Below are 12,739 nucleotides of genomic sequence, written 5' to 3'. Positions count from 1 at the left end.
AAGATGTTGACCGCGAGAAAACCGGCCCTGGTTCCGCCCGTGCCCGAGGCCCCCGCCGCCGATCCGGCCGACGCCACGACGGAGGCTCTGGCCCACCTGCTGGCCGAGATGCAGGGGCTGGCGCTTGTGCTTCCGCCCGTGGATCGCACTGACGCCGAAATCGAGGCCGGTTTCGACAACATGCCGGTGTGACGGCGGACCTGCGGCCCGAAAGGCACTCTTGCCCGAATGCACCTCGGGGACGGCCTTCAGGCCGTCAGCCGAGCAGGATGCCCATCACCACACACATGAGGCCGATGGCCGAGACCCCCAGCGCGGCGAGGTTCAGCACCACGACGCGCTGCAGACGCTCGCGCATCTCGGCATCGGGCAGGCCCGAGCGACGCGCCGACAGCGCCAGCCAGATGCACCAGACGAGCCCGCCGACACCGGCGAGCGAGATCGCGGCTCCGATCCAGATCATCCATTCCATGCCCGTCTCCCGCTGGATTGCGTGGCGGGCCTAGCCGAGCGGACGGCCGCTGGCAAGGGTGCTCGCCCGGCGGCCGTGACCGGGGCCGTCCTTGTGCCGCTTGATCCGGCACCCCGGCCCGCGATAGGAGGGGCGCAAACGAGACCAAGAGGCAGAGAGATGAGCGACCCGCTGGATTCCTACAACGTCACCGCCGACGAGCTGCGCCAGTTCATCGAGCGGTACGAGCAGCTCGAGGCCGAGAAGAAGGACGTCACCGAGCAGCAGAAAGAGCTGATGGCGGAGGCCAAGGGCCGCGGCTACGACACCAAGGTGATGAAGAAGGTCGTGGCCCTGCGCAAGCGCAAGCCCGACGACATCGCCGAGGAGGAGACCATCCTCGAACTCTACAAGAACGCCCTCGGGATGGCCTGAGCGGCCGGCGGGCCTTCCGCCCCTGTCTCGGGCGATCAAGGCGCGCCCCGCGAAGCGCCCCGGGCCGGCTGCGGATCGCCGACGGGTTCCGCGGCGCAGGTGAAAGGGAACGGGGATTGCACGGGCTTTTCTGGACAGGAAATCCGCATTCGGCTATGCGGCAGGCATGATCGACCCCCGCCCCTCGGATCTGCGCGCCCCGCGCAAGGGCCTGCGGCTGCCTCGGCCTGACGGTTGGTCCCTGGGCGCGCTGGTCATCGCGGCGCTCGTGCTGATGCCCATCGTCTCGATCGTGTGGATTGCCTTTCACCCGGTCGAGAACATCTGGCCGCACCTGCTGTCGTCGGTTCTGCCGCGCTATCTGACCAACACGCTCGTGCTGATGACGGGGGTGGCGGTGCTGACGGCGGCGGTCGGAACGGGCGCGGCCTGGCTCGTCACCATGTATCGCTTTCCTGGCGCGCGCGTGCTGGATCATGCGCTGCTGTTTCCGCTGGCCATTCCCGCCTACATCGGCGCCTACGCGCTGGCGGATTTCTTCGACTATTCGGGCGCGCTGCAGACCACGCTTCGCGGGCTGGCCGGCTGGCAGTCGGCCCGCGACTACTGGTTCCCCGAGGTCCGCTCGCGCTGGGCTGCGATCCTGGTGCTGTCCTCGGCGCTTTATCCGTACGTCTATCTCCTGGCGCGGGCGGCCTTCCGCGAGCAGTCGGGCGCCTCCTACGAGGTGGCGCGGGCGTTGGGCAAGGGCCCCTGGGGGCTCTTCTTCCGCGTGGGCCTGCCGCTGGCCCGGCCCGCCATCGCCGCGGGCGTGGCGCTGGCCATGATGGAGACGGTCGCCGACTTCGGCACGGTCGAGCATTTCGGTGTGCAGACGCTGACGACCGGCATCTTCTCGGTCTGGTTGACAGCCGGCAACGCGGGCGGAGCGGCGCAGATCGCGGGCGTTGTGCTGGTGCTGATCTTCCTGCTGCTGGCGCTCGAGCGGATCGGGCGGCGGAACGCGCGCTTTCACCGCATGTCGCGGGGGGCGCGCCCGATCCAGCCGGTGCACCTGCGCGGCCTGCGCGGGTGGATGGCCAGCACGCTGTGCGCCCTGCCGGTGGCGATGGGTTTCCTGCTGCCGGTGGGGGTCATGCTGAACCATGCGCTGCGCAAGCCGGACGCCTGGACCTCGCCGGGTCTGACGCGCGCGCTGGCCAACACGCTGACGGTGGGAGGGGTCGCCGCGGTCCTGACGGTGGGCGGGGCGGTGTTTCTGGTCTATGGCGTGCGGCTTGCGCGGCGGGGGTTGCCGCGGCTGGTGCTGCCGCTCACGCTGCTGGGCTATGCCGCGCCGGGCGCCGTGCTGGCCCTGGGTCTGCTGATCCCGCTGGCCGCCCTCGATCACCGGCTGGCCGATGCGGTGGCCGCGGTGACCGGACGCGATCCGGGCCTTCTGCTGACGGGGACGGCGGCGGCGCTGGTGCTGGCCTACATGGTGCGCTTCTTCGGGGTGGCCCAGGGCGCGGTGGATTCGGCCTTTGGCCGGATCTCGCCCAGCCTGCCGATGGCGGCGCGGTCGCTCGGACGGGGGCCGGGCGCGGTGCTGGGCCGGGTCTATCTGCCGCTGATGCGCGGTTCGGTGGCGACGGCGCTGCTGGTGGTCTTCGTCGATTGCGTGAAGGAGCTGCCCGCGACGCTGCTTCTGCGGCCGTTCAACTACAACACGCTCGCCACGCGCGCGCATGAGCAGGCGAGCCTCGAGCGGCTGGGCGAGGCCGCGCCGGCCGCGTTGCTCGTGATGCTGGTGGGGATCGCCGCGGTGGCCCTTCTGGCGCGGGCCAACCGCGTGCGGTGAGGACTTGCGCCGCCGGCCGCGGCGCGCTATCGGGAGCGGGTGCCGCGGGCTTGCCCGTGGCGTCGGACAGCGGCCGGCAGATCGTTCCTGCCGCGCGGTCCGAGCGGAGGTTCTCCGCCTTGGCCGGTGTAGCACAGCGGTAGTGCAGCGGTTTTGTAAACCGAAGGTCGGGGGTTCGATCCCCTCCGCCGGCACCATTCTCCTCTCTGCCAGAGGGCAGGTCCAGATGCCTCGGGATTGGGTCGCCGGATCGGCAGCCGCGGCCGGCGCCCCGGCAAGGGTCACGTCTCGCCCGTCACGAACCTTCGGCAAGCGCGGTGGCGAGCAGGGACAGCGCCCGCTCGACCGACGCGCGCCGCACCTCGGCCCGTCCGAGGGGACCGAATTCCACCGTTTCCACCCGGGTCGGGCCGCCCCGGCGCGCGAGGCCGAAGCAGACCCGCCCTTCGGGCTTGAACTCGGACCCGCCTGGGCCGGCGATGCCGGTGACGGCCACCGCAAGCGTGGCCTCGGAACGGGCCAGCGCGCCTTCGGCCATCTCGCGCGCAACCTCTTCGGATACGGCGCCGACGCGGGCGAGCGTCTCGGGGGCCACGCCCAGCATCGCCACCTTCGCGGCGTTGGAGTAGGTCACGAACCCCCGGTCGAACACGTCGGACGAGCCCGCCACATCGGTCAGCGCGGCCGAGATCATGCCGCCCGTGCAGCTTTCGGCCGTGGCGATCCGCGCCGACCTCGCCCGCGCGAGCGCCAGAAGCTCGGCCGGGCTCACATCAGGACCCCATGGGCGATGCCCGCCGCGATCATCGTCGCCACGCCCGCGAAGACGCCCGCCAGCAGGTCGTCGGCCATCAGCCCCACCCAGTCCTCGCGCCGGTCGAGCCGGCCGATCGGGCCCGGCTTCCAGATGTCGAAGAGGCGGAAGAACAGGAAGGCCGCCAGCCACCCCGGATAGGGGAAGTTCCAGCTGTCGAGCCCCATCAGCCAGAAGCCGCAGGAGGGGAAGGAGAGCGCGATCCACTGGCCCGCGATCTCGTCGATCACGAACTCGGGCGGGTCGGCGTGGGGGCGCAGCTTCAGCTCTTCCCGCGCGGCCCAGAGGCCGAGCGCGCAGGCGGCGAGCGTCGCGGCCAGCAGCAGGGGGAAGCTGCCCAGCCCGTGCAGCACCAGACCCGCCGCCACCGCGACGGCGGCGGCCCAGGTGCCGGGCGCGGGCTTCAGCAGGCCGATCCCGCCGCCGATGCAGATCGCGTGCGAGACCCTCATGCCTGCAGGAGCGTGGCGGTGGCGATGCAGGCGATGCCCTCCTCGCGGCCGGTGAAGCCCAGCTTTTCCGAGGTGGTGGCCTTGACCGAGATCCGGCCCACCTCGACCCCCATGATCGCGGCCAGGGCCTCGCGCATGGCGGGGGCGACCGGGCCGATCTTCGGGCGCTCGCAGATCAGCGTCACGTCGCAGTTGGCCAGCGTGAAGCCGCGGGCCGCGATCCGGCCCATCGCATGTTCGAGGAAGATGCGCGAGGCGGCGCCTTTCCATTGCGGGTCCGAAGGCGGGAAATGAACGCCGATGTCGCCCTCGGCCAGCGCGCCATAGATCGCATCGGTCAGCGCATGCATCCCCACGTCTGCGTCCGAATGGCCGATCAGGCCGCGGTGATGCGGCACGCGCACCCCGCAGAGCCACACATGGTCGCCGGGGCCGAAGGCGTGCACGTCAAAGCCATTGCCGGTGCGGATGTCCATTCCAGTCTCCTCGTTCGTCGGTGGCCGCCGGCGGGGCCGGCGGTGTCATGGGCCGACCCATGGGGCCGGCGGTGTCCTGGCCGGCCTCCGCCCCGAGGGCCGGAGGTCCGGCGGCATCAGGGGGCCGGGCGCGCGGCCAGCAGCCGCTCGGCCCGCGCGAAATCTCCGGGGTAGGTCACTTTCAGATTGTCCTCGCAGCCTTCGACGATGGCGACCTCGAGCCCTGCGGCGCGCGCCACCTCGACATCGTCGGCCGCGCCGCCCGGATGGGTGCGGTGGGCGGCCAGGATCGCCTCGAAGCGGAAGGCCTGCGGGGTCTGGGCCCGGAAGAGGCCGGTGCGGTCCTGCGTGCCCACGACGCGCCCGCCCTCGCCGCGCCAGAGCGCATCGCTGACCGGCACCGCGGGGGCCGCACCGGGCGAGGCGTCGAGCGCCCCGATCATCCGGGCGATGAGGCTCTGGTCCACCAGCGGACGCGCGCCGTCGTGGATCAGCACGCGCCCGATGCCGCGGCCCGCCAGCGCCTCGAGCGCGTTGCGCACCGAGGCATCCCGCGAGGCGCCGCCCTCGACCAGCTCGACGGCCCCCTCGGCCACGTCGGGCAGGGCCTCGGCCCGCGCGCGATCGTCCGGGTGGATCACGAGAAGCGTTTGGTGCACGCCCGGCGCGGCGCGAAAGGCCGCAAGCGCACGGGCCACCACGGGTTGCCCGGCCAGAAGCTGCCACTGCTTGGGCAGCTCTCCGCCCGCCCTTGTGCCGCGTCCGGCGGCCACGATGATTGCGGCTGTCGTCATGATCCCGTCATTCCTCTGCCCGAACCTCTATGCGATGGCGCCGCCCGAGACAATCGACCCTCCTGTCGCGGCCCGGCTACGGAGAGTCAGCAGTTTCAGCAAAGACGCCTAAAAATGATGCAAAGCACGATTATCCGGCAGAGCTGTGACGAGCCGAATTGTCTTCCGCCTCGGCTGGCCGTAACTGAGGGCTGACGCACAAGGAATAGGCAATTGGCCCTTCGCATCGCTCAGCTTCCGGTGGATCCGCCGGTGCTCCTCGCGCCGATGGCGGGAATAACGGATCTTCCCTTTCGGCGGCTGGCCGTGCGTTTCGGCGCCGGGCTCGTCGTGTCCGAGATGGTGGCGAGCCGCGAGATGGTCTGCGCGGGCGCCGAGGCGCGGGCGCGGGCCGAGATCGGCGCGGCCGAGGGGCGGACGGCGGTGCAGCTTGCGGGCTGCGATCCGCACTGGATGGCCGAGGCCGCGCGCATGGTCGAGGCGCAGGGCGCCCGCATCATCGACATCAACATGGGCTGCCCGGCCAAGCGGGTCACGAACGGCTGGTCGGGCTCGGCGCTGATGCGCGAGCCGGACCGCGCGCTCGCGCTGGTCGAGGCGGTGGTGGCGGCGGTGACGGTGCCGGTCACGCTCAAGATGCGGCTCGGCTGGGACGAGGGGATGCTGAACGCGCCCGAGATCGCGCGCCGGGCCGAAGCCGCGGGCGTGGCGATGATCACGATCCACGGCCGCACGCGCTGCCAGTTCTACACCGGCCGCGCCGACTGGGCCGCGATCCGCCCTGTGGTCGGGGCGGTCGCGGTGCCGGTGGTGGCCAACGGCGACATCACCGGGCCGGAGGAGGCGCGGGCCGCGCTCGCGGCCTCGGGGGCGGCGGGGGTCATGGTCGGGCGCGGGGCGCAGGGCCGCCCGTGGCTGCTTGGCCGCATCGCGGCCGCGCTCGAGGGGCGGGCGCTGCCCGATGCGCCCTTCGGGGCCGCGCTCGCCGATCTGGTCGTGGCCCATTACGAGGAGATGCTCTCCTTTTACGGCCGTGACCTCGGGCTGCGCGTCGCGCGCAAGCATCTCAACTGGTATCTCGAGGCCGCGGGCCTCGCCGCGCATCGCGGCCCCATCGTGACCGGCACCGATCCGGCGCAGGTGGTCCGGCGGCTGCAGCAGGCTTTCGGCGCGCAGGAAAGGGTCGCCGCATGAGCTTTCGTTCGCCCTATCCGGTTCCCGGCGTGATCTGGGCCAGCCTGCCGCTGCCGGCGGTGCTGATCAATCCCGAGGGCCGCATCATCGAATCGAACCCCGCGGCCGAGGCATTCCTGAACGCCTCGTCCCGAAGCCTGCAGGGCCAGCCCGCCTTTGACCGGCTGACGATCGACGCGCCGGTGGAAGAGGCGGTGACGCGGGCCCGGATCAACCAGTCGCCGATCTTCATCAACGATGTGGACGTGACCTCGGGCGAGCGTCCGCCGGTCCAGTGCAACATCCAGATCGCGCCGTTGCACGACAATGCCGAGGTCGTCATGCTGCTGATCTCGCCGCGCGAGATCGCCGACCGGCTGGGGCGGGCGACGGCCGCCAAGTCGGCGGCGAAATCCGCCATCGGCATGGCCGAGATGCTGGCGCACGAGATCAAGAACCCGCTGGCGGGCATTTCGGGCGCGGCGCAGCTGATCGCCATGAATCTCGCCCCCGAGGACCGCGAACTGGCCGATCTGATCGTCGAGGAGACGCGCCGCATCGTGAAGCTGCTGGAGCAGGTGGAACAGTTCGGCAATCTGCGTCCGCCCGAGCGGCGGCCGGTGAACATCCATGACGCGCTCGACCGCGCGCGGCGTTCCGCGGCGGTGGGCTTTGCGGCCCGGATGCGGATCACCGAGGAATATGATCCCTCGCTGCCCGCGACCTACGCCGATCCCGACCAGCTGATGCAGGTCTTCCTGAACCTGATCAAGAACGCCTCCGAGGCGGCGGGCCCGCAGGGCGGCCGCATCCGGCTGCGCACCTTCTACGACATCTCGCTCCGGCTGCGGCGGAGCGACGGATCGGGCGGGGCGCTGCCGTTGCAGGTCGAGATCATCGACGACGGGCCGGGCATCTCGCCCGACATCGCCAAGGAGATCTTCGAGCCCTTCGTTTCGGGGCGCGAGAATGGCACGGGGCTGGGCCTCGCGCTGGTCAACAAGATCATATCGGATCACGGCGGGCTGATTTCCGTCGATTCAGCGCCCGGACGCACCGTCTTCCGGGTCTCGCTGCCGGTCGCGCCCCGGGAAGCGGCGCTGAATGACATGGAGGTGAAGTGATGGACGGCACTGTTCTGGTGGCGGACGACGATCGCACGATCCGCACGGTGCTGACGCAAGCCCTGACGCGGGCGGGTTGCAAGGTGCACGCGACCTCCAGCCTGATGACCCTGATGCGCTGGGTCGAGGAGGGCAAGGGCGACCTCGTGATCTCGGACGTGGTCATGCCCGACGGCAACGGGCTCGAGGCGCTGCCGCGGATCTCGAAGCTGCGTCCCGGCCTGCCGGTGATCGTGATCTCGGCGCAGAACACGATCATGACGGCGATTCAGGCGGCCGAGGCCGAGGCCTACGACTACCTGCCCAAGCCTTTCGACCTGCCCGATCTGATGAAACGTTCGGCCCGCGCGCTTGACATGAAGCGCCGCGCGCCGGTGAACAAGGCGGCCCCCCCGCGCGAGGCGGGCGATGACCTGCCGCTGGTGGGGCGCACGCAGGCGATGCAGGCGCTCTACCGCCTCGTGGCGCGGGTGATGAACACGGACCTGCCGGTGCTGATCACCGGCGAGTCGGGCACCGGCAAGTCGCTGATCGCGCGCGCGATCCACGATTTCTCGGACCGCCGGACGCTGCCCTTCGTGGTGGCGCAGGCGGCGGACCTGCAGGGGGTCGAGGGGCCAGCCTCGTTGCTGGCGCGGGCCAAGGGCGGCAGCCTCGTCTTCGACGAGGTGGCCGATTACGACGAGGAGACGCAGGCCCGCATCGTGCGGATGCTCGACATGATGGGCGACAACGCGCCCCGGATCATGTCCACGAGCCAGGTGGATCTGGCCTCGCGGCTGGAGGGCGGGTCGTTCCGGCAGGATCTCTATTACCGGCTGGGCGGGGTCACGCTGCATGTCCCCTCGCTGCGCGAGCGGGTGGACGACATCCCGCTTCTGGCCGATCACTTCCTGGCCCGCGGCGAGCGTGATCTGGGCGCGACGCGGCGGCTGTCGAACGACGCGCGCGAACTGGTGCGCGCCTACAGCTGGCCCGGCAACGTTCGCCAGCTGGAAAACACGCTGCGGCGGCTGATGGTCACCTCGGCCGAGGCCGAGATCACCCGGATCGAGGTCGAGGCGGTGCTGGGCAACCAGCCCGCGATGGAGCCCTTGAAGGGCGGCGGCGAGGGAGAGAAGCTCTCGTCCTCGGTCGCGCGGCACCTGCGGCGCTATTTCGACCTGCACGGCGGCGCGCTGCCGCCCCCCGGCGTCTATCAGCGCATCCTGCGCGAGGTCGAGGCGCCGCTGATCGAGATCGCGCTGGATGCCACCGCCGGCAATCAGGCGAAATGTGCCGATCTGCTGGGGATCAACCGCAATACCTTGCGCAAGAAGATCACCGATCTCGATATTCGCGTGACACGCCGCCGCAAGCTGATGTAAAACGGCAACAGGCGGCGTTGCACGCGGGCACGAACCCGGTCAGCGCCTGAAACGGGGAGGGCGGCCCAACCGCCCCCCGAGAGGCAGGACAGACCATCCGTGCGGACTGCTGCGCGCAGCAACACCTGGATCAAGCTGGCGCGCTGGCGCCGGCAGCGGCGTTTCCAGAATGCGGCGGCCTTCGGGCTGGTGATGCTGGGGCCGGTTCTGGCGCTGGCGACCTTCCTTGCGCTGGGGCCGATGAACCAGGGGGCGAACTCGCCCGGCCTGCGCTTCGTGCTGCTGGCCGATCTCGTCTATGTCCTCGTGGTGGCGGCGCTGGTGATCGCGCGGATCGCGCGCATGATCTCGGACCGGCGCAGCCAGTCGGCGGGGTCGCGGCTGCACCTGCGGCTCGTGGGGACCTTCGCGGTGCTGGCGCTGGTGCCCACGGTGCTGGTGGCGGTCTTCGCCATGCTGACGGTGAACGTGGGCATCGAAGGCTGGTTCTCGGACCGGGTCCGTCAGGTGGTGGGGGCGTCGCTGAACGCGGCCGAGGCCTATCAGGAAGAGCATCGCCGCGACCTGATCGAGGATGCCGAGGCGCTGGCGGCCTATCTCAACGTGGCCAAGCAATCGACCTTCTTCCTGCGCGACGACCAGTTGCGCCCGCTGCTGACGCAAGGCCAGGACCGGATCCAGCGCGGCCTGCGCGAGGCCTTCCTGATCGACGGCGGCGGCGAGCTGCGCACGCGCGGCGAGCGCAGCTATCTCTTCGACTTCGAGAAACCCGCGGCCGAGGATATCGAGCGCGCCCGTTCCGGCGAGACGGCGTTGATCCAGGACTGGGCGAACAACGAGTTCCGTGCGCTCGTGCATCTCGAGGCCTTCCCGGACCGCTTCCTCTATGTATCGCGCACGGTGGACGGCTCGATCCTGAGCCTTCTGGACGATACGCGCGAGACCGTCGTGCTCTACCACCAGCTGGAGGCCGAGCGCGGCCGGATGCTGTTCGAGTTCGGGCTGCTCTACCTCGGGTTCGCGCTGATCCTGATCCTGGCGGCGGTCTGGCTGGGCCTGTGGTTCGCCGAGCGGCTCTCGCGCCCGGTGGGGCGGCTGGCCGGCGCGGCGCAGCGCGTGGGGGCGGGGGATCTCGACGTGCAGGTGGTCGAGGAGGAGGGCGACGACGAGATCGCCATGCTGGGGCGGCTCTTCAACCAGATGACCCGGCAGCTCAAGGGCCAGCGCGACGCGCTGATGGACAACAACCGCCAGACCGAGCGGAGGCGGCGGCTGTTCGATTCGGTGCTCTCGTCGGTGACGGCGGGGGTGATCGGGCTCGACGCCGTGGGGCAGGTCGATTTCATCAACCGAGCGGCCGAGCGGCTGCTGGAGTTGCCCGAGGCGGGAAACCTGCCGCTCTCGGTCGCGGTCCCCGAGTTCGCCGCGCTTTTCGAGCGGCTGCGCGAGACGGGATCGGCCGTGCAGGAAGAGATCCGCCTGATCCGCAAGGGCCGGATGGAGAGCCTTCTGGTCCGCATGAGCCCGCGGCGCACCGAGAGCGGGCGGCTCGAGGGCTATGTGGTGGCCTTCGACGACGTGACCGATCTGGTCTCGGCGCAGCGGATGGCGGCCTGGGGCGACGTGGCGCGCCGCATCGCGCACGAAATCAAGAACCCGCTGACACCGATCCAGCTGTCGGCCGAGCGGATCAAGCGCAAGTTCCGCCCGCTGGTGGGCGAGCAGGCGAGCGATCTCGACCAATATGCCGACGTGATCATCCGCCAGACCAACGACCTGCGTCGGATCGTGGACGAATTCTCCAAGTTCGCGCGGATGCCCGAGCCGGACCGGCGCGAGGCGGATCTGGTGAAGCTGGTCCGCGATGCGGTGCTGTTGCAGGAGGCGGGCCAGCCCGGCGTGCGGATCCGGGCCGCGCTGCCCGCCGAGGCCTGGCTGATCGACATCGACACGACCATGATCGGACAGGCGTTGACAAACCTGATGAAGAACGCCGGAGAAGCCATTGAAGCGCGGGCTGAAACCGATGGGGGTAAGTGGCGGCCCGAGATCCGCGTGTCCCTTGCGGTGGACGAGGATCAGGCCCTCATTCGCATCTCGGACAATGGCACGGGCCTGCCGCCCGACCGGACGCGGCTGTTCGAGCCCTATGTGACGACGCGCGAGAAGGGCACGGGCCTCGGCCTGCCCATCGTCAAGAAGATCATCGAGGAACATGGCGGCATCCTGACCCTTGCCGATGCCGAAGCCTTTTTCGAGGACGGACACCGCGGGGCCATGGCCGAGATCCGGCTGCCCCGCATCCTGCGCAGCCGGGCGCGGGCCGCAAGGGCCGGCGAAGCGATACTGGAGGAAAAATGAGCAGCATTCTGATCGTCGATGACGAACGCGACATCCGCGAGCTTGTCGGGGATATCCTGCGCGACGAGGGCTTCCAGATCCGCCTCGCGGCCAATTCGGACGAATGCATGGCCGCGATCAACGCCGAGCCCCCCGCGCTGATGATCCTGGACATCTGGCTCAAGGACAGCCGGATGGACGGGATCGACATCCTCAAGCGGACGAAGCGCGACAACCCGGACGTGCCGGTGGTGATCATCTCGGGCCACGGCAACATCGAGATCGCGGTCGCCGCGATCAAGCAGGGCGCATACGACTTCATCGAAAAGCCGTTCAACATCGACCAGCTGATGGTGGTGGTGCATCGCGCGATGGAAACGGCGCGCCTGCGCCGAGAGAACAGCGAACTGCGCCGCCGCGACACCAGTACGGCCGAGATGCTCGGCGCCTCGCCCGCCTTCCGACTGCTGCGGTCGCAGCTCGAGAAGGTCACGAAATCGAACGGGCGGGTCATGCTCTCGGGCCCGGCGGGGTCGGGCAAGGAGATGGCGGCCCGCTTCATCCATTCCAACTCGGGCCGCGCGGGCGGGCCCTTCGTCTCGGTCTCGTCGGCCACGGTCCAGCCCGACCGGATGGAGGAGGTACTCTTTGGCCGCGAGACCCCGGACCGGGGGATCGAACAGGGGCTGCTCGAGCAGGCGCACGGCGGGATCGTCTATTTCGACGAGGTGGCCGACATGCCGCCGGGCACGCAGTCCAAGATCCTGCGCGTGCTGACCGAGCAGCAGTTCACCCGGCAGGGCGGCACCGACAAGGTGCGCGTCGATCTGCGGGTGATCTCCTCGACCACGCGCGACCTGCGGGCGGAGATCGCCGCCGGCCGCTTCCGGCAAGAGCTGTACGACCGGCTGAACGTGGTGCCGATCGAGGTGCCGGCGCTGGCCGACCGGCGCGAGGACATCCCGATGCTCGCCCGGCATTTCATCGAGATGTTCCACCGCAGTCAGGGCCTGCCCCTGCGCAGCCTGACCGGCGAGGCCGAGGCGATGCTGCAGACGATGCTCTGGCCGGGCAACGTGCGCCAGCTGCGCAACGTGATCGAGCGGGTGCTGATCCTCGGCGATGGCTCGGGCCCGATCGAGGCGCGCGAGTTGGCGGGCAACGACGCCCCGGGCGAGGAGGGGCGGCTGATCCTCGGCGGGGCGCTGGCGACCCTTCCCCTGCGCGAGGCGCGCGAGCTGTTCGAGCGCGAGTATCTTCTCACCCAGATCAACCGCTTTGGCGGCAACATCAGCCGGACGGCGGCCTTCGTCGGCATGGAACGCTCGGCGCTGCATCGCAAGCTGAAGTCGCTCGGCGTGGTCACGACGGCCAAGGGCGGCAGCCGACTTGCCCGAATCGAGGATGATTTCGAGGACGAGGAGGAGGCGCTCGGGGCGCCCGATTGACCGCGGCCAGCCATTCTGCGAAGCA

At 70.2% G+C, this 12,739-nt stretch carries 13 protein-coding genes and 1 tRNA gene; 9 read left to right on the top strand and 5 right to left on the bottom strand.

All coding sequences use genetic code 11. The annotated features are described in order from the left end of the window. The first annotated feature begins 3 nt into the window (after positions 1–3). Positions 4–192 carry a hypothetical protein gene (locus FG154_RS07640; protein ID WP_145106215.1) on the top strand — a complete coding sequence of 63 codons (189 nt, stop codon included), beginning with the start codon at positions 4–6 and terminating at the stop codon, positions 190–192. Positions 193–256: 64 nt separating this feature from the next. Here FG154_RS07640 and FG154_RS07635 read toward each other — a convergent pair whose 3' ends face one another. Beyond that, complete coding sequence (locus FG154_RS07635) at positions 257–472, bottom strand: hypothetical protein (RefSeq protein ID WP_145106212.1); 216 nt, start codon at positions 470–472, stop codon at positions 257–259. Between the two features lie 159 nt (positions 473–631). On the opposite strand from FG154_RS07635, the gene FG154_RS07630 reads away from it, so the two are divergent. The 3 genes from FG154_RS07630 to FG154_RS07620 all read left to right on the top strand — a co-directional run bounded on the left by FG154_RS07630 (position 632) and on the right by FG154_RS07620 (position 2,923). Next, positions 632–886, top strand: coding sequence for a DUF2312 domain-containing protein (locus FG154_RS07630; RefSeq protein WP_011908505.1), 255 nt, complete (start codon positions 632–634; stop codon positions 884–886). 166 nt (positions 887–1,052) lie between these two features. Continuing rightward, positions 1,053–2,726 (top strand): ABC transporter permease, encoded by a 1,674-nt coding sequence (locus tag FG154_RS07625; protein WP_145106210.1) that lies wholly within the window; start codon positions 1,053–1,055, stop codon positions 2,724–2,726. A gap of 122 nt (positions 2,727–2,848) precedes the next feature. Next, a tRNA-Thr gene (locus FG154_RS07620) sits at positions 2,849–2,923 on the top strand. A gap of 98 nt (positions 2,924–3,021) precedes the next feature. Here FG154_RS07620 and FG154_RS07615 read toward each other — a convergent pair. The 4 genes from FG154_RS07615 to ispD all read right to left on the bottom strand — a co-directional run bounded on the left by FG154_RS07615 (position 3,022) and on the right by ispD (position 5,262). Continuing rightward, the gene (locus tag FG154_RS07615) at positions 3,022–3,498 is read right to left on the bottom strand and encodes a CinA family protein (protein ID WP_145106208.1); all 477 of its coding nucleotides are present in this window, start codon (positions 3,496–3,498) and stop codon (positions 3,022–3,024) included. After that, complete coding sequence (locus tag FG154_RS07610; protein WP_145106206.1) at positions 3,495–3,992, bottom strand: phosphatidylglycerophosphatase A family protein; 498 nt, start codon at positions 3,990–3,992, stop codon at positions 3,495–3,497. The genes FG154_RS07615 and FG154_RS07610 overlap by 4 nt, the downstream gene beginning before the upstream one ends. Continuing rightward, complete coding sequence (gene ispF / locus FG154_RS07605) at positions 3,989–4,468, bottom strand: 2-C-methyl-D-erythritol 2,4-cyclodiphosphate synthase (protein ID WP_145106204.1); 480 nt, start codon at positions 4,466–4,468, stop codon at positions 3,989–3,991. Before ispF ends, FG154_RS07610 begins: the two co-directional genes overlap by 4 nt. A 116-nt stretch (positions 4,469–4,584) precedes the next feature. After that, the gene (gene ispD, locus FG154_RS07600; RefSeq protein ID WP_145106201.1) at positions 4,585–5,262 is read right to left on the bottom strand and encodes a 2-C-methyl-D-erythritol 4-phosphate cytidylyltransferase; all 678 of its coding nucleotides are present in this window, start codon (positions 5,260–5,262) and stop codon (positions 4,585–4,587) included. A 213-nt stretch (positions 5,263–5,475) separates the two neighbouring features. On the opposite strand from ispD, the gene dusB reads away from it, so the two are divergent. The 5 genes from dusB (at position 5,476) to ntrX (ending at position 12,714) form a co-directional block, all read left to right on the top strand. Further along, a complete protein-coding gene (gene dusB, locus FG154_RS07595; RefSeq protein ID WP_145106197.1) occupies positions 5,476–6,456 on the top strand; it encodes a tRNA dihydrouridine synthase DusB in 981 nt (326 codons plus the stop codon). Then, positions 6,453–7,559 carry a two-component system sensor histidine kinase NtrB gene (locus FG154_RS07590; protein WP_145106195.1) on the top strand — a complete coding sequence of 369 codons (1,107 nt, stop codon included), beginning with the start codon at positions 6,453–6,455 and terminating at the stop codon, positions 7,557–7,559. Before dusB ends, FG154_RS07590 begins: the two co-directional genes overlap by 4 nt. After that, positions 7,559–8,926, top strand: a complete 1,368-nt coding sequence (locus tag FG154_RS07585; protein ID WP_145106193.1) for a response regulator — start codon at positions 7,559–7,561, stop codon at positions 8,924–8,926. The genes FG154_RS07590 and FG154_RS07585 overlap by 1 nt, the downstream gene beginning before the upstream one ends. 99 nt (positions 8,927–9,025) lie before the next feature. Continuing rightward, the gene (locus FG154_RS07580; protein WP_145106190.1) at positions 9,026–11,287 is read left to right on the top strand and encodes a sensor histidine kinase NtrY-like; all 2,262 of its coding nucleotides are present in this window, start codon (positions 9,026–9,028) and stop codon (positions 11,285–11,287) included. After that, the gene (gene ntrX, locus FG154_RS07575) at positions 11,284–12,714 is read left to right on the top strand and encodes a nitrogen assimilation response regulator NtrX (protein ID WP_145106188.1); all 1,431 of its coding nucleotides are present in this window, start codon (positions 11,284–11,286) and stop codon (positions 12,712–12,714) included. The genes FG154_RS07580 and ntrX overlap by 4 nt, the downstream gene beginning before the upstream one ends. The last annotated feature ends 25 nt before the right edge of the window (positions 12,715–12,739 follow it).

The organism is Cereibacter sediminicola (assembly GCF_007668225.1).
GTDB classification, from domain to species: Bacteria; Pseudomonadota; Alphaproteobacteria; order Rhodobacterales; family Rhodobacteraceae; genus Cereibacter_A; species Cereibacter_A azotoformans.
The sequence above is the reverse complement of the archived record's forward strand: the minus strand, read 5'-3'. Positions and strand labels throughout refer to the sequence as shown.